The organism is Empedobacter sp. UBA5987 (assembly GCF_002429865.1).
GTDB classification, from domain to species: Bacteria; Bacteroidota; Bacteroidia; order Flavobacteriales; family Weeksellaceae; genus Empedobacter; species Empedobacter falsenii_B.
Window position 1 is genome coordinate 22,546 of the sequence record NZ_DJBB01000031.1, and the last position, 17,905, is coordinate 40,450.

At 34.8% G+C, this 17,905-nt stretch carries 14 protein-coding genes; 9 read left to right on the forward strand and 5 right to left on the reverse strand.

Annotated features, from left to right (window positions below; all coding sequences use genetic code 11):
• The first annotated feature begins 1 nt into the window (after position 1).
• Entirely contained in the window at positions 2-985 is a 984-nt protein-coding gene (locus B3J26_RS04910) for a homoserine kinase (protein WP_125348891.1), read from the forward strand.
• 2 nt (positions 986-987) lie between these two features.
• Complete coding sequence (thrC, locus tag B3J26_RS04915; RefSeq protein ID WP_125348892.1) at positions 988-2,295, forward strand: threonine synthase; 1,308 nt, start codon at positions 988-990, stop codon at positions 2,293-2,295.
• Positions 2,296-2,368: 73 nt separating this feature from the next.
• Here thrC and ilvA read toward each other — a convergent pair whose 3' ends face one another.
• Genes ilvA through ilvD form a run of 5 tightly spaced genes read right to left on the reverse strand, consistent with a single transcriptional unit; the run spans position 2,369 to position 9,194 of the window.
• The gene (ilvA, locus tag B3J26_RS04920) at positions 2,369-3,652 is read right to left on the reverse strand and encodes a threonine ammonia-lyase IlvA (protein WP_291073547.1); all 1,284 of its coding nucleotides are present in this window, start codon (positions 3,650-3,652) and stop codon (positions 2,369-2,371) included.
• Between the two features lie 34 nt (positions 3,653-3,686).
• A complete protein-coding gene (ilvC, locus tag B3J26_RS04925; protein ID WP_280036239.1) occupies positions 3,687-5,168 on the reverse strand; it encodes a ketol-acid reductoisomerase in 1,482 nt (493 codons plus the stop codon).
• A 41-nt stretch (positions 5,169-5,209) separates the two neighbouring features.
• Positions 5,210-5,803, reverse strand: a complete 594-nt coding sequence (ilvN, locus tag B3J26_RS04930; protein ID WP_038333453.1) for an acetolactate synthase small subunit — start codon at positions 5,801-5,803, stop codon at positions 5,210-5,212.
• 6 nt (positions 5,804-5,809) lie between these two features.
• Complete coding sequence (gene ilvB, locus B3J26_RS04935) at positions 5,810-7,570, reverse strand: biosynthetic-type acetolactate synthase large subunit (RefSeq protein WP_291073550.1); 1,761 nt, start codon at positions 7,568-7,570, stop codon at positions 5,810-5,812.
• A complete protein-coding gene (gene ilvD, locus B3J26_RS04940) occupies positions 7,503-9,194 on the reverse strand; it encodes a dihydroxy-acid dehydratase (RefSeq protein ID WP_291073552.1) in 1,692 nt (563 codons plus the stop codon). Before ilvD ends, ilvB begins: the two co-directional genes overlap by 68 nt.
• 482 nt (positions 9,195-9,676) lie before the next feature.
• Between ilvD and mfd the strand changes: the two genes are divergently transcribed.
• The 7 genes from mfd to nuoF all read left to right on the forward strand — a co-directional run bounded on the left by mfd (position 9,677) and on the right by nuoF (position 17,898).
• Complete coding sequence (gene mfd / locus B3J26_RS04945) at positions 9,677-13,045, forward strand: transcription-repair coupling factor (RefSeq protein ID WP_291073553.1); 3,369 nt, start codon at positions 9,677-9,679, stop codon at positions 13,043-13,045.
• 227 nt (positions 13,046-13,272) lie between these two features.
• Positions 13,273-13,638: an NADH-quinone oxidoreductase subunit A gene (locus B3J26_RS04950; protein ID WP_286474614.1), complete on the forward strand. Its 366-nt coding sequence runs from the start codon at positions 13,273-13,275 to the stop codon at positions 13,636-13,638.
• A 29-nt stretch (positions 13,639-13,667) separates the two neighbouring features.
• Complete coding sequence (locus B3J26_RS04955; RefSeq protein WP_038333376.1) at positions 13,668-14,240, forward strand: NADH-quinone oxidoreductase subunit B; 573 nt, start codon at positions 13,668-13,670, stop codon at positions 14,238-14,240.
• A 9-nt stretch (positions 14,241-14,249) separates the two neighbouring features.
• A complete protein-coding gene (locus tag B3J26_RS04960; RefSeq protein WP_038333373.1) occupies positions 14,250-14,789 on the forward strand; it encodes an NADH-quinone oxidoreductase subunit C in 540 nt (179 codons plus the stop codon).
• A 2-nt stretch (positions 14,790-14,791) separates the two neighbouring features.
• Entirely contained in the window at positions 14,792-16,033 is a 1,242-nt protein-coding gene (locus B3J26_RS04965) for an NADH-quinone oxidoreductase subunit D (RefSeq protein ID WP_038333370.1), read from the forward strand.
• 15 nt (positions 16,034-16,048) lie between these two features.
• Positions 16,049-16,540, forward strand: a complete 492-nt coding sequence (gene nuoE, locus B3J26_RS04970) for a complex I 24 kDa subunit family protein (RefSeq protein ID WP_291073556.1) — start codon at positions 16,049-16,051, stop codon at positions 16,538-16,540.
• Positions 16,540-17,898, forward strand: a complete 1,359-nt coding sequence (gene nuoF, locus B3J26_RS04975) for an NADH-quinone oxidoreductase subunit NuoF (protein WP_115002289.1) — start codon at positions 16,540-16,542, stop codon at positions 17,896-17,898. The genes nuoE and nuoF overlap by 1 nt, the downstream gene beginning before the upstream one ends.
• The last annotated feature ends 7 nt before the right edge of the window (positions 17,899-17,905 follow it).

The following is a 17,905-nucleotide window of genomic DNA, read 5'->3' on the forward strand; positions in this document are numbered from 1 at the left end:
GATGAATCAAATAATCGAAAATAAATATAAGCTTGATCAAGCGAAGTTTTTAGAAAAAGTACATGTTTTTGCTCCTGCAACAGTTGCCAATATGATCTGTGGATATGATATTTTGGGCTTTGCGGTGGATTATCCAGGTGATGAGGTAATCATGAAAAAGACAGAAAAGTTAGGAATCGAAATTCTGACAATTACAGGTGACGAGGGGAAATTGCCTTTGGATGCGATGAAAAATACAGTTTCTCATTCGGCATGGAAATTATTTTGTGATTTAGGTCTACAAGATTCTTTTGGATTATCGATAGAATTACACAAAAAAATGCCAATTGGAAGTGGTTTAGGTTCAAGCGCGGCGAGTACAGTTGCTGGACTTTTTGCATTGAATGAATTATTAGGAAAACCACTTTCTAAAAATGAGCTTTTACCTTATTGTATGGAAGGCGAACGATTGGCTTGTGGTGCTGCTCATGCGGATAATGTTGCGCCATCGTTGTTTGGTGGAATTACGTTGATTCCTTCTTATGAGTCGATTTTGGTGCGTTCTTTACCTGTTCCTGAAAATTTATATGTCACACTGATTTACTCAAAAGTAGAAGTGCCAACAAAGGATGCGCGCAAATTAATTAAAGATAAAGTGCAATTGAGTAAAGCAATAAAACAATGGGGGAATATTGCAAGTTTGGTTGCGGCGCTTTATGAGAATGATTACGAAGAAATTGGTCGTTCGATGCAGGATGATATTGTCGAACCAAATCGTTCTTTATTGATTCCGTATTTTAATGAAATGAAAAGTATTTCGCTCGAAAATAATGCATTAACATTCGGTATTTCTGGTTCTGGACCAACAGTTATGGCGTTATCTAAAAGTAAATTGGATGCAGAAAATATCGAACAAAAATTAAATAATTTTTTGACGATAAAAGAAATTGAACATTTATCATTTGTCTCTAAAATTAATCAACAAGGACCTTACATAAAACACTAAAAATGAAATTATATAGTACAAATAATCATAATAACAGAGTCGATTTTAAACAAGCGGTTTTCCAATCTTTGCCAGAAGATAAAGGATTGTATATGCCTTTGTCGTTGGAAAAATTAGATGAAAATTGGTTGAATTCTATTGAAAATTATTCATTTCAAGAGATTGCGAAAAAGGTGACAAATCACTTATTAAAAGATGATTTTTCTGAAGAAACGATTAATAATTTAATTGATGATGTAATTAATTTTCCTGCGCCTTTGGTGTTTTTAGAAGATGATTTAGCTATTTTGGAATTATTTCACGGACCTTCTTTTGCTTTTAAAGATTTTGGAGCAAGATTTATGAGTCGCGTGATGGCACATTATTCAAAAAAAGATAATCAATTGTTAGATGTTTTGGTCGCAACTTCTGGCGATACAGGAGGCGCTGTAGCACTTGGCTTTCTGGGAGTAGAAGGAACGAGAGTAACGATTTTGTATCCAAAAGGAAAAGTGTCGCTGATACAAGAATTGCAATTAACGGCGAATGGAAAAAATATTCGTGCCATAGAAATCGACGGAACTTTTGATGATTGTCAAGCATTGGTCAAGCGAGCTTTTTTAGACAAAGATTTAATGAAAAATCTAAACTTAACCTCAGCAAATTCAATTAATATTGCTCGCTTAATTCCGCAATCTTTCTATTATTTCGAGGCATTTGCCCAAGCAAAAAGAAAAGGTTTTGAGAAAGTTTCTTTTGTTGTTCCGAGTGGAAATTTTGGGAATATTACGGCAGGTATTTTAGCTTCAAAATTAGGATTGGAAGTGGAACAATTTGTTGCGGCTACGAATGCGAATGATACAGTTCCTTCATTTTTAAAAACCGAAAATTATCAACCAAAACCTTCTGTACAAACGTTATCGAATGCAATGGATGTTGGAAATCCGAGTAATTGGGTTCGCGTGATGGAATTTTTTGAGCAAGATGTGGAGCAATTAAAATCAAAAATGGTTTCAAAAGCTTATTCTGATGTAGAAACAATAAATGCAATCGTAGAAATTAATCAAGAATACAATTATATTGCTTGTCCTCATACGTCAATTGCCTGGTTGGCGGCGAAGGAATACCAAGCGAAAAAGCAAGATGAAAAAGAGTTAGTGGTGTTTTTATCGACAGCGCATCCGTGTAAATTTCCTGAAGTTTTTCCGAAAGAAATACAAGATAAAATTGTCTATCCAAAAGAAGTAGAAGAATTGAAATCGAAACAATCGAATAAAGTTGAAATGAGCAATAATTTTGATGAGTTGAAAAATTGGTTGTTGAATAATTAATAAATTAAAAAGCAAAGTTTCTAACTAAATAGAAGCTTTGCTTTTTTTGAATAGTATATTAATGATGGAAAAATTATCCAATCATTAACGAAAAAAGTGTGTTGTCTGTGTTAAGATATTGATATTCGAAATGATGATTTTCTAACCTAAAAATTAAACCATCTAAATCCTCTTTTTTGTCTAGTTCAATGCCAACTACTGCTGGACCTGTTTCTTTGTTATTTTTTTGTGTGTATTGAAAATAGGTAATGTCATCATTTTCACGCAAAACTTCGTTCACTAATTCTTTTAAAGCACCGGCACGTTGAGGAAAATTGATAATGAAATAATGTTTCAAACCTTCATATTGCAAACTTCTTTCTTTTATTTCTTCCATTCGCGTAATGTCGTTGTTGCTTCCACTAAGCACGCAAACCACATTTTTTCCTTTGATTTCTTCCTTGAAAAAATCTAAAGCCGAAACACTCAAAGCGCCTGCTGGTTCTACAACAATTGCGTCTTCATTGTACAAACGCAAAATGCTCGAACAAACTTTTCCTTCTGGAACAGCACAAGTTGTTTCTAAACCTTCTGCACAGATTTTGTAGGTTTTTTCACCTGCTTTTTTTACAGCTGCGCCATCTACAAAAGGGTCAATCTTCGCTAATGCAACAGATTGTTTTTGTTTGATAGCTTCTGCCATACTTGCTGCGCCACTCGGTTCTACGCCAATAATTTTGGTGTTTGGACTAAGTGTTTTCATCACAGAAATAACGCCAGATGCTAAACCTCCACCGCCAATTGGCACGAAAATATAATCGATTGGTTGATTGCATTGATTCAAAATTTCTAAAGCAACAGTTCCTTGTCCTGCGATTACTTTTTCGTCATCAAAAGGATGAATAAATGTAATATTTCCTTCTTGGGATAATTGATGTGCAAAAGCCGATGCATCATCAAATGTATCACCATGTAAAATGATTTCGATTTGATCTTTCCCAAACCATTTTACTTGTTTTATTTTTTGTTGAGGTGTCGTCGTTGGCATCACAATTTTACCTTTGATATTTAATTGTTGACACGAATACGCCACACCTTGTGCGTGATTTCCTGCACTTGCGCAGATTACACCATTATTTTTTTCTTGTTCTGATAACTGAACGATTTTATTATAAGCACCACGTAATTTGTATGAACGGACGACTTGTAAATCTTCTCGTTTTAGATAGACATTCGCATCAAATTGACGACTTAAATTTTCATTGAAATCGAAAGGAGTGTTTTTGGCAACTCCTTTCAAATTCATTTGTGCTAAGTTTACTTCGTCAAGCGAAACGCCTAAGGTCTCAGTTTTCTCACTTCTAAGTCCCTTTGTCATAATTCACTATTTTCTTAGTTATTTTAATATTTGATTATGCCGTTTTTATGGTTTTCATAGCAGTCATTGCTTTACGAAGTTTTTTTCCCACAGTTTCGACAGGATGATTACGTAAAACATCATTTATGTGTACCAATGTCGCATTGTCAACAGCATTGTCTTTTCCTTCGTTGTAATTTTTTCCGACAACGTCTACGTTTACTTTTGTCATAAAATCTTTTAACAAAGGTTTACAAGCCTGATCGAAAAGATAACAACCATATTCTGCTGTATCAGAAATTACACGATTCATTTCGAATAATTTTTTACGAGCAATTGTATTTGCAATCAATGGTGTTTCGTGTAATGATTCGTAGTAAGCAGATTCAGGTTTAATACCTGCTTCCACCATAGTTTCGAAAGCTAATTCAACTCCAGCACGAACAAAAGCAACCATTAAGGTGTAATTGTCAAAATATTCTTGTTCAGTAATATTTGTATCTCCAGCTGGTGTTTTTTCAAAAGCAGTTTCTTCAGTTTCAGCTCTCCATTTTAATAAGTTTTTATCATCATTCGCCCAATCTTCCATCATTGTTTTACTAAATTCACCCGAAATAATATCGTCTTGATGTTTTTGGAACAATGGACGCATAATTTCTTTTAATTCTTCTGATAATTCAAAAGCTTTTACTTTAGCAGGATTGCTTAATCTATCCATCATACCGCTAACTCCACCATGTTTTAAGGCTTCTGTAATTACTTCAACTCCATATTGAACTAATTTTGAAGCGTAACCAGCATCAATTCCGTTTTCAACCATTTTATCGAAAGAAAGAATAGAACCTGTTTGTAAAAGACCACATAAAATGGTTTGTTCTCCCATTAAATCTGATTTTACTTCTGCAACAAATGACGATTTTAAAACGCCTGCTCTGTGACCACCAGTTCCTGCACAATATGCTTTTGCTTGATCAAAACCTTTTCCTTCGGGATCATTTTCTGGGTGAACGGCAATTAATGTTGGAACTCCGAATCCTCTTAAATATTCTGCACGAACTTCCGAACCTGGACATTTTGGAGCAACCATTATCACCGTGATATCTTTACGAATTTGCATACCTTCTTCTACGATATTGAATCCATGAGAATATAAAAGTGTAGCACCTTGTTTAATAAGTGGTTGAACAGTATTGATAACTTGCGTATGTTGTTTATCTGGTGTTAAATTCGCTACTACATCAGCATTTGGGATTAATTCCTCGAAAGTTCCTACTGTAAAATTATGACTTGTTGCATTTTTCCAAGAATCTCTTTGTTGTTCAATCGCTTCTTTGCGTAACGCGTATGAAACATCTAAACCGCTGTCTCGTAGATTTAATCCTTGGTTTAAACCTTGCGCACCACAGCCTACAATCACAATTTTTTTGTCTTTTAATGCGTCTGTACCTTTTGCGAATTCTGAGTTATTTAGAAATTCTGCTTGTCCTAGTTGATATAATTGATCTCTTAATGATAGTGAATTAAAGTAATTAGTCATTTTTGTTTTTTTAATAAAATTATTTGATGAATTGTTTGTCTTTACATTGTGAAAACTGAGTTTCCTTCGTTTAGGAATTCATTTTCGATTACTTCTTTTGATGGCTCGTCTTTCTCGAATTGTAATAATTTTTCATGAAAACCGGCACTTGCTTTTATAATGGCTATTCTTGCTCCTCGAACAAATTCTATTAAGCCATATTTCGTCAATTCTTGTGTCAGATTATCAATTTCTTCACGATGACCAGCTGTTTCAAAAACTGTATAATCATTGCGGATAACGACTGTATTTGCACCATATTGACGCAGTAAACGTTCTACATATGCCTTTTCTGCAATAATATTCGTTGGCACTTTGTATAAAGCTTGTTCTTGCCAAATTAATTCATCATTATTATTGAAATAAGCTTTAAGAACATCGATTTGTTTCTCGATTTGCATGCAAAGTTTTCGAACAACTTCTTCAGATTCTTCAATCACAATGGTAAATCGGTGTACATTTTCTATTTCTGATGGAGAAGTGCTTAAACTTTCAATATTAATTTTTCTTCGAGTAAAAATTCCTGCAACTCTTCCCAAAATCCCTATGGAATTTTCTGTATATAACGTAATTGTATATTCTTGTTTTGAGTCCATAATCATTTATTTTAATCTAATTTCAGAAACACTTGTACCTTGTTCTACCATAGGAAAAACATTATTTTCTTTTCCTACCATAATTTCTAAAAGATAAGAACCATCGTGTTCTAACATTTCTTTTAATGCATTTTTCAAGTCATTTCTCGCCTCAATTTTTTGACCTTCTATTTGATATGCTTTTACAAGCGCTACAAAATCTGGACTTGTAATATCTACGAAAGAATAGCGTTTGTCGTTGAATAATTCTTGCCATTGACGTACCATTCCAAGGAAGCTATTGTTTAGGATTAACATTTTTACTTTAGCTCCGAATTGCATAATCGTTCCCATTTCTTGTAACGTCATTTGGAAACCTCCATCTCCACAAACCAAGACAATATCTTTTTCTGGTGCTCCGTACCATGCTCCAATTGCAGCAGGTAAGCCAAATCCCATTGTTCCTAATCCTCCAGATGTAACTAAAAGTTTAGAATCTTTGAATTTTGCGTAACGGCAAGCTGCCATTTGATGTTGCCCAACATCTGTAACAATTACGGCTTCTCCGTTTGTTAACTCATTTAATGTGTTGATAACTTCAGCCATAGACATTACATCAGTTGTTGGATAGAATTCTTTATCAATAACTTCTGTACGTTCTTCTTTTTCGAGATCTCTAAATTCTTTTAACCATTGAGAATGATCATTAGGATGAATCAAATTTGTTAATAACGGAAGTGTTTTTTTACAATCTCCCCAAACAGGGACAGCAACTTTTACATTTTTACCAATCTCTGCTGGGTCAATATCAAGATGAATCACTTTGGCTTGTTTTGCATATTTGTCTAAACGCCCAGTTACGCGATCATCAAACCTCATCCCAATAGCAATTAATACATCGCAATCATTTGTTTTGACATTCGGCGCATAATTTCCATGCATTCCTAATAAACCTACATATTGTGGATGATCAGTATCTAAAGAACTTAATCCCATCAAAGTTGTTGCTACAGGAATTCCAGATTTTTCTAAGAAATCGTTTAATTCTTGTTCAGCTTTTCCAAGTAATATTCCTTGACCAATAATCGCAAATGGTTTTTTTGCTTGATTAATAAGTTTAGCAGCAGCTTTTATATATTCAGTTCTTATCTCTGGTTCTGGTCTATAACTGCGAACATGCGTGCATTTCTCATACTTTTTCTTTTCGATAAGTTGTATTTGAGCATTTTTTGTAATGTCAATTAACACAGGTCCTGGTCTTCCAGAGCGAACGATATGAAAAGCTTTTGCTAAAACATCATTAATTTCTTCCGCATCTGTAATTTGATAATTCCATTTCGTAATAGGATTAGTGATGTTGATAATATCAGTTTCTTGAAAGGCATCCGTTCCTAAAAGAGAGGCGAAAACTTGCCCCGTGATGCATACAATAGGATTACTATCAATCATGGCATCAGCAATTCCGGTTACTAAGTTCGTTGCGCCTGGCCCACTCGTAGCAAAAGCTACACCTACTTTTCCTGAAGTTCTTGCATAGCCCTGCGCAGCATGAATGCCTCCTTGTTCATGACGAACTAAAATGTGTTCTAATTTATCTTTGTAATCATATAAAGCATCATATATAGGCATAATTGCACCACCAGGATAGCCAAAAACTGTTGAAACTCCTTCAGCTAATAAAGCATTAATGATTGCTTGTGAACCTGAAATTTGAGTTGGTTTATTGGTCAGTAAGGCATCCTTCTGAAGCGTTTCCGACTTGCTTTGCGTATTTGTATAAGACTCCATTTTTTACTTTTAATGCGGGTTGTTTCCAGTTATTTTTTCGATTTTCTAATGTTTTTTCATCAACCAAAAGATTCAATTCATTCTTGTTGATGTCAATTTCGATGAGGTCATCATTTTCGACTAATGCGATTGGACCTCCTTCAAAAGCCTCTGGTGTAATATGTCCGACGACAAATCCGTGTGTTCCACCACTAAATCGTCCGTCTGTAATCAAAGCGACTTTATCTCCTAATCCAGCTCCAATAATGGCAGATGTTGGTTTCAACATTTCTGGCATTCCAGGACCACCTTTCGGACCTTCGTTTCGGATGACGATAACGCTTCCAGCTTTGATTTGTAAATCTTCGATTGCTTTTAAAACTTCAACTTCGCTATTAAAAACTTGTGCTTTTCCTTTAAAATAAAAACCTTCTTTTCCAGATATTTTAGATACCGATCCGCCAGGAGCAAGGTTTCCGTAAAGCATTTGTAAGTGTCCAGTTTCTTTTATGGGATTAGATAATGGACGAATAATATTTTGTTTAGAGAAATCTAAATCAGGAACCGATGCTAAATTTTCGGCTAATGTTTTTCCAGTAACCGTTAAACAACTTCCATCGATTAAATCTTCTTGTAACATATACTTTAAAACAGCAGGAACTCCACCAACTTTACTCAAATGTTCCATCAAGTATTTTCCACTAGGTTTTAAGTCTGCTATTACTGGTGTTTTATCGTTTATTGCTTGTATATCGTCTAATGATAATTCGATGTTCATTGTAGCCGCAATTGCTAATAAGTGCAAAACAGCATTTGTACTTCCGCCTAAAAAAACAATCGTTTTGATGGCATTTTCTAAAGAATTCTTCGTGATGATATCACTTGGTTTAATATCTTTTTCTAATAAAATTCTTAGGTAATGCGCCGAAGTAGTACATTCGTTTTTCTTTTCTTGACTAAGAGCAGGATAAGATGAAGAATAAGGTAAACTCATTCCCATAGCTTCAATCGCCGCTGCCATCGTGTTTGCTGTGTACATTCCGCCGCAAGCGCCCGGACCAGGACATGCATTTTGAATGATTCCACAAAAATCTTTGTCATCAAGATTTCCGTTTAATTTTTTACCTAATGCTTCAAATGCAGAGACAATGTTTAATTCCTCTTCTTTGTAATGTCCCGGAGCAATTGTTCCACCATAAATCATGATTGAAGGACGGTTTAAACGTCCCATTGCCATAATCGATCCTGGCATGTTTTTATCACAACCAGGAATAGTAATTACGCCATCGTAAAAGTGTCCTGCACAAACAGTTTCGATAGAATCTGCAATGATTTCTCTACTTACTAAAGAGTAGCGCATTCCTGAAGTTCCGTTGGTAATTCCATCGCTAATTCCGATAGTGTTGAACTTCAATCCGATTAGGTTTTCGGCTTTCATTCCGTCTTGTACCAACTGTGCAAATTGATTCAGATGCATATTGCAAGTATTTCCATCGTACCCCATACTTGCAATTCCGATTAGCGGTTTTTTTAGGTCTTCGTTAGTTAGGCCAATCCCATGTAACATCGCTTGTGACGCGGGTAAAGTGTCATCTTGCGTTACGGTTCGGCTGTGTTTGTTTAGTGCTTCTTTGTTGTTTTTCATCACTGTTTATTTGACATTTGTTTGTATTAAAAACATAAAAAAAGCCACCTTAAATTAAGGTGGCTCATAAAAAATCGTTCAAAAAATTCGTCATAAAACCACCTTTCCTAATCGTAAGACCAAGACTAAAATAATAATGATAATAATGACGAAATTGTTTTGCATAATATTGTTTAATTAATTTTTCTCCATAAAAAAAGCCACCTCGTTATGAAGTGGCTTTAATTGTTATTTTGTACGTACACAACTAATTACCACTCCTTGGGATAAGAATGACTAAAATAATCAAGTTGATAATGTTGTGAACTAATTTCATTTTCTTTTTTTGATAAATCAAAGCTAGGATTAATTTTTTTAACTTAGCTCAACTTTTTTTATAAATTTTCCGAAAAATTTTCATTAATTGAAAATTCGCATTTTAACATTGCTTTTTTTGAAGATTGTTTAAAAATAAGTTTATAAAATTTTATATTTGCAAAACTTTGGAACAGAAAACTATTCACAACGTTTTTAGCTTATACGATTCTTCAGATTTCGTACAGAAGCTTATTGTCAATTTTAAAAATAATCCACAGCATAAAGTCAATATCAAAGGTTTTTTAGGTTCAGGATTGAGCATTTTAACGGGGCATTTATATGATCGTGTTGCGCGTCCTACAATTCTAATTTTTGATGACAAAGAAGAAGCGGCTTATGTGTTGAATGATTTGGAAACATTGTTTGATAAAGAACAAATTCTATTTTTTCCGTCATCATATAAGCGTCCTTACGAAATTGAGGAAGTAAATAATGCGAATGTTGTTATCAGAACGGAGGTTTTAAATGTGTTATCGCATTCTAAACGACCAAAAATTGTGGTGACGTACGCAGAAGCGTTGTCTGAAAAAGTGGTAACAAAAAAAGCGCTTTCTACCAATACACTTAAAGTAAAGGTTGGAAATGATTTGGGAATTGATTTCTTAACGGAGGTTTTATCTTCTTATAATTTTCATCGTGTTGATTTTGTTTCTGAGCCGGGAGAATTCTCGATTCGTGGAGGAATTATAGATGTTTTTTCGTTTTCGAATGAACATCCTTATCGTATTTCGTTGTTTGGTGATGAGGTGGAAACTATCAGAACGTTTGATATCGAGAATCAATTGTCTATTGCAACGACAAAAGAAATTACGATTATTCCGAATCTCGAAAGTAAATCGATTAATGAAAAGCGAGAGAGTTTTTTAGAATATATTTCAAAAGATAGTTTAATCATCGCCAAAAATATTTCTGTTTTAGCAAAACAAATTACTAAGAATTTTGAACAAGCTGAGTCTGCTTTTTCTGAATTAAAAGGAGAAATTAAACAAGCGGAACCGAATCAATTATTTTTGAATGAAAATGGTTTTCTTCAACAAATTTCATCTTTTGGTGTAATTGAGTGTTCAATGAAATCTTATTTTGAAACAGTTGAAGAAATAGAATCACCATTCAAACCTCAACCAAGTTTTAACAAACAATTCGAATTATTAATTGATGATTTGAATGAACACAAAACCGAAGGTTTCAAAAATGCACTGATTTGCTCAAATGAAAATCAAATCAAACGTTTCGAAGAAATCTTTGAAGATATTGGAAAAGAAGTTTCTTACATTCCAGTTTTGGGTTCTATTTATCAAGGTTTCATTGACGAAGAAATCAAATTAACGTGTTATACGGATCATCAGATTTTTGGTCGATATCATAAATTCAATCTTCGAAATTCATTTTCCAAAAAAGAAGCGATTACGCTAAAGGAAATCAATTCGTTGCAAGTTGGAGATTTTGTGACGCATATCGATTATGGGATCGGAAAATTTGCCGGTCTAGTACGATTGAATAATAATGGCGTAACGCAAGAATCAATCAAATTGATTTATCAAAATAATGATATTCTGTACGTTAATATTCATTCGTTGCATAAAATTGCGAAGTTTAGAGGAAAAGATGGCGCTGAGCCAAAAATCTCGAAACTTGGTTCGCCAGCTTGGAAAAATTTAAAGAATAAAACCAAAGCGAAAGTAAAAGAAATTGCCTTCGATTTGATTAAATTATATGCGAAACGTCGTGCCAGAAAAGGTTTTGCGTATTCGCCTGATACGTATTTGCAAAATGAGTTGGAAGCTTCTTTTATTTATGAAGATACGCCCGATCAGTACAAAGCGACGCAAGATGTGAAAGCTGATATGGAATCTGAACGCCCGATGGATCGCCTGGTTTGTGGTGATGTAGGTTTCGGGAAAACGGAAGTCGCGATTCGTGCGGCGATGAAAGCTGCAGTAGATGGAAAGCAAGTTGCTGTTTTGGTTCCAACAACGATTTTGGCTTTTCAACATTTCAAAACATTTTCAGAGCGTTTACGAGATTTGCCTGTGAAAGTTGCTTATCTCAATCGATTTGTAACAGGAGCAAAGAAAAAGGCCGTTTTAGATGGTTTAAAATCTGGTCAAGTTGATATTGTGATTGGGACGCATCAATTGGTTAATCCAAAAATTGAGTACAAAGATTTAGGCTTATTAATTGTGGATGAAGAGCATAAATTTGGTGTTGGTGTAAAAGATAAATTGAAAACGCTTCGCGAAAATATTGATACATTAACGTTGACAGCGACGCCAATTCCGCGTACACTTCAATTCTCGTTGATGGCTGCGCGAGATTTGTCAGTAATCAAAACGCCTCCGCCAAATAGACAGCCTGTCGATACGCAATTGGTTGGTTTCAATGAAGAGATTTTTCGTGATGCGATTATGTACGAAATGCAACGTGGTGGACAAGTTTATATCATTCACAATCGTGTGCAATCGTTGAAAGATATTGCAGGAATGGTGCAACGATTAGTTCCTGATGCGCGTGTGGCGATTGGTCATGGACAGATGGATGGAAAAGAATTAGAGGCTGTATTGCTCGATTTTATTGATGGTCGATATGATGTTTTTGTATCAACAACGATTATCGAATCTGGTTTGGATGTTCCGAATGCGAATACGATTTTAATTAATGATGCGCAGAATTTCGGTTTGGCAGATTTGCATCAAATGCGTGGGCGTGTTGGTCGTAGTAACCGCAAAGCGTTCTGTTATTTGGTTGCGCCGCCACTTTCGGTTTTAACGGACGAAGCGCGTAAACGTTTGCAAGCAATTGAGCAGTTTTCTGATTTAGGTTCTGGATTTAATATTGCCATGAAAGATTTAGAAATTCGTGGAGCGGGAAATCTTTTAGGTGCTGAACAAACAGGATTTATGATGGATATTGGTTTCGAAACGTATCAAAAAATCTTGAATGAAGCAATTGAAGAATTGAAAGAAACAGATTTCAAAGATTTGTTCGAAGATCAAAAATCGGGAGAAGTAAAATCCTATGTTTCGGATGTACAGATTGATTCGGATTTACAGATTATGTTCCCAGATGAATACATTGAAAGTTCGGAAGAACGTTTGTTATTATACAAAGAATTAGCTGATATCGAAACTGAAACAGATTTACAAACGTTTAAAAATAATTTGATTGACCGTTTCGGAAAATTACCAATTGAAGCCGAAAATTTATTGGAATCAATTCAATTGAAATGGATCAGTAAAAAATTAGGTTTCGAACGCTTGGTGATGAAAAATGGAGTTTTATTGGCTTATTTTATTAATAAACCACAAAGCGAATTTTATCAGTCAGACGAATTTAGATTAATTTTAAATTACGTTCAAAATAACCCTAAAAACATCAGTTTTAAGGAAAAATCACCCAAAAAAGGAGAAGAGTATCCAACATTGTTAGTACGATTTGAACATATCAAAACTGTGCATGAAGCACTGCAAAATCTACAAAATTTATTAATTCATTAACTTTTTTAAGTTTTAATTAGTAATCTAATAAAATACATAGGGAGAATTGACCAAGTTGTTAGTCCTCCTTTTTTTATTCAATCATCAAACTTCCGATATAGATAAATGATATATAATTTATCATATAAAGAACTATAACTAGCTGAAAACTAATTTACATAAATAATATGATATTTTATTATTATTTTTATCGATAAAATATTAGTTGGAAAAATAGTAAAGTAGTTATGGAAACAGCATCAAGTTATATTCCTATTCTCATTCTTTTTGTGGTTGCTTTTGCGTTTGTAACGGGTACTATCGTTGCGACACATTTGCTTGGACCGTCCAGAAAAACAGACGAAAAATTAGAGAATTTCGAGTCTGGGATTGAGAAAGTAGGAAATGCAAGACAGCCATTTGCAATTAAATACTTCCTAGTAGCCATTTTATTCGTGTTATTCGACGTAGAGGTGATCTTCTTTTACCCATATGCAGCGAATTTCAAAGAATTAGGTTGGGAAGGTTTTGCAGCAGTTGTAACATTCGTTGGATTATTCTTTGTGATGTACTTGTATGTACGCAAAAAAGGAGCTCTTAATTGGGAAAAATAGAGCGATTAAAATTCTAAAATAATAGTATAATGATTCATAATAAAAGACCAGTAACACACAATACCAATGTGAAGATTGTAGAGTCTCCAGGTGGTTTTGAAGGTGAAGGTTTTATGGCGATGCAACTATCAAAAGTAGTTGGATTAGCGCGTAAAAACTCTATTTGGCCTTTACCATTTGCGACAAGTTGTTGCGGAATCGAGTTTATGGCGACAATGGGTTCGACATACGATTTGGCACGTTTTGGATCTGAACGTTTGGCTTTTACGCCTCGTCAGTGCGATTTGTTGATGGTAATGGGTACAATTTCTAAAAAAATGGCGCCTGTTCTGAAGCAAGTTTACATCCAAATGGCAGAACCTCGTTGGGTAATTGCTGTTGGAGCTTGTGCAAGTTCGGGAGGAATTTTTGATACATATTCAGTTTTACAAGGAATTGACGAAGTAATTCCAGTCGACGTTTATGTGCCAGGTTGTCCGCCTCGTCCAGAAGCAATTATCGATGGTGTAATGCGTATTCAGGAGTTGGTAGAGAGCGAAAGTGTTCGTCGTAGAAGTAGCGAAGAATATCAACAACTTTTAGCAAGTTATGGAATTAAATAAGTTGAAATAATGGACAATTCATTTATAAAAGACCGTTTGGTTCAGAAATTTCAAGAAAATATATACGGATACGAAGAGCATTTCGGTGTATTGACTTTATACGCTAATAAAGATTTCAATCTAAAGATTTTACAATATTTATATGATGATGAGCAATTATCTTTCAAATTTTTGAAGGATTTAACAGCTATTCATTATCCTAATAATGTTGGAGAAGAATTGGTTGTAACCTATTTAGTTTATAATCTATACGAAGGAGTTGAGGTTCGATTAAAATTTGCTTTACCGATCGAAAAACCTTCGATTTTTACAGCAACTAAATTATTCGAAACAGCTAACTGGTTAGAGCGCGAAGCGTATGATTTCTATGGAGTTGATTTTGTAGGACATCCAAATTTAATTCGTGTCATGAATGTTCCAGAAATGGATTATCATCCATTACGCAAAGAGTTCCCATTAGAGGATCAAACGCGTAAAGATAAAGACGACGATATGTTTGGTCGTGGTGGTGATTTCAATTATGGAGGTTTTAATGTAAAAGCAAATTAACCATGGGAAAAGAGAAAACTAAAAAATTAAAGCATCTTGATCTTCCAGATGGTTCGTTAGAAAAAAGTACAATTACCTTAAACTTAGGACCTACGCATCCTGCAACACATGGGGTATTTCAAAATATTTTAGAGATTGATGGTGAAATCATCAAATCTGCGGTTCCTACAGTTGGGTATATTCACCGTGCTTTTGAGAAAATTGCTGAACGCAAACCTTTGTACCAAATTACACCTTTAACAGATCGTTTGAACTATTGTTCGGCGCCGTTAAATAACTTAGGTTGGCACATGACAGTTGAGAAATTCGTTGGAATTGAAGTTCCAAAACGAGTTTCTTATTTGCGTGTTATCATTATGGAATTGGCTCGTATGGCAGATCATATTGTATGTAATTCGATTATGGGTGTTGATACAGGAGCATTTACAGGATTCCTTTATATGATGAAATATCGCGAGTTGATTTATGAGATTTACGAAGAAATTTGTGGTTCTCGTTTAACAACAAATATTGGTCGTATCGGTGGTTTTGAACGTGATTTTTCTGAAGTTGCATGGACAAAAATCCATCGTTTCGTGAGAGAGTTTCCAGATGTCTTAACAGAGTTTGAAAACTTATTTTTACGTAACCGTATTTTTATGGATCGTACACAAGGAGTTGGAGGAATTTCGGCTGAGCGTGCATTAAATTATGGTTTCACAGGACCAAATTTACGTGCAGCTGGTGTAGATTATGATGTTCGTGTAGCGAAACCATATTCTCGTTACGAAGAATTCGAATTCGATATTCCAGTTGGTACAACGGGAGATTGTTATGATAGATTCTTAGTTCGTGGTCAAGAAATGTGGCAAAGTTTAAGCATCATCAAACAAGCAATTGCAAAGATTGATGCATTAGAAGGAGAAGAAGCAACGCAATATCATGCTGATGCTCCAGACTTCTATTTACCACTAAAGAAAGATGTTTACACAAAAATGGAAGCGTTAATCTATCATTTCAAAATTATTATGGGAGAGGTAGATATGCCAAAAGGAGAAATTTATAATTCAATCGAAGCTGCAAATGGTGAGTTGGGTTATTATTTCGTTTCTGATGGTGGTCGTTCGCCATACCGTTTACATTTCCGTAGACCTTGTTTCATTTATTATCAAGCTTATCCAGAATTGATCGAAGGATCAATGATTTCAGATGCCATTATTACAATGAGTAGTTTGAATTTGATTGCTGGAGAATTAGATGCTTAATAAAAATTATTAAAAATGGCAATTCAATTTTCAGAAGAGACACAACAAAAAGTAGATAAAATCATTGCACGTTATCCAGAGGATAAAAAACAAAGTGCATTGATTCCTTTGCTTCATGTGGCACAAGCTGAGTTTGGTGGTTGGTTAGACACACCTCATTTAGATTATGTTGCAGAAGTATTAGAAATTTTACCAGTAGAAGTTTACGAAGTAGCTTCATTTTATTCGATGTTTAACTTAAATCCTGTAGGGAAATTTGTGTTAGAAGTTTGTCAAACAGGACCTTGTATGTTAAGAGGTTCAGACAAAATTATTGAACACATCAAAACAAAATTAAATATTGAAGCTGGTGGAACTTCGGCAGATGGTTTATTTACATTAAAACCAGCCGAATGTTTAGGAGCATGTGGTTACGCGCCAATGCTACAGTTAGGAAAAACGTATCGTGAGAATTTAACGATCGAGAAAGTAGACGAATTAATCGAGGAATTGAAAAAATTAGCATAATGGGACAAAAATTACTGTTAAAAAATATTGATGTTCCAGGAATTCGTCAGTATCAAGCTTACCGCGAAAACGGTGGTTATGCAAATGCTGAAAAAGCATTTAAAATGACAACTGATGAAATCTTAGAAGAAGTAAAAACTTCTGGTTTAAGAGGTCGTGGTGGTGCAGGTTTCCCAACTGGAATGAAATGGAGCTTTTTGGCAAAGCCAGAAGGTGTTCCAAGACACTTAGTGGTAAATGCAGACGAATCTGAACCAGGAACGTTCAAAGACCGTTTCTTGATGGAATATATTCCTCATTTATTAATTGAAGGAGTTCTGATTTCATCATTCTGTTTAGGTTCTAATACATCATTTATTTATATCCGTGGAGAATATGCGTGGGTTGCAGAAATTTTAGAAGAAGCAATCGACGAAGCAAAAGCTGCTGGTTGGTTAGGTAAAAACATTCAAGGAACAGGTTTCGATTGCGAAATTTATGTTCAACGTGGAGGTGGAGCTTATATCTGTGGTGAGGAAACGGCATTGTTAGAATCGTTAGAGGGTAAACGTGGAAATCCACGTCTTAAACCACCTTTCCCAGCTGTTAAAGGTTTATGGGGAAGACCAACGGTTGTAAATAATGTAGAAACAATTGCTGCAATTGTTCCAATTATTGAAATTGGAGGAGAAGCGTATTCTAAAATTGGAGTTGGACGTTCTACAGGAACAAAATTAATTTCAGCTTGTGGTAATATTAATAAACCAGGCGTTTATGAAATTGATATGACAATTACGGTTGAAGAATTTATTTATTCAGACGAATATTGTGGAGGTATTCCAAATGGAAAACGCCTTAAAGCATGTATTCCTGGAGGAAGTTCTGTGCCAATTGTTCCAGCAAACTTATTGTTAAAAACTGCCGAAGGTAAACCTCGTTACATGAATTACGAAAGTTTATCAGAAGGAGGTTTCCAAACAGGAACAATGATGGGTTCCGGAGGATTTATTGTTTTAGATGAAGATCAAGATGTTGTTTACCACACGTATACATTAGCTCGTTTCTATCGTCACGAATCGTGTGGACAATGTTCACCTTGTCGTGAAGGAACAGGTTGGATGGAAAAAATCTTGAAACGAATCGATGAAGGAAAAGGAAAAATGTCTGACATCGAATTGTTATGGGATGTTCAACGTAAAATCGAAGGAAATACAATTTGTCCATTAGGAGATGCAGCGGCTTGGCCAGTAGCAGCGGCAATTCGTCACTTCCGTGATGAGTTTGAATGGCATATTAATAATCCGGAAGAATGTTTGATGCGTAATTTTGGTTTAGCACATTATGCTGATCCAATCGAAATTAAAGAAACCGCAAATTAATACGAAG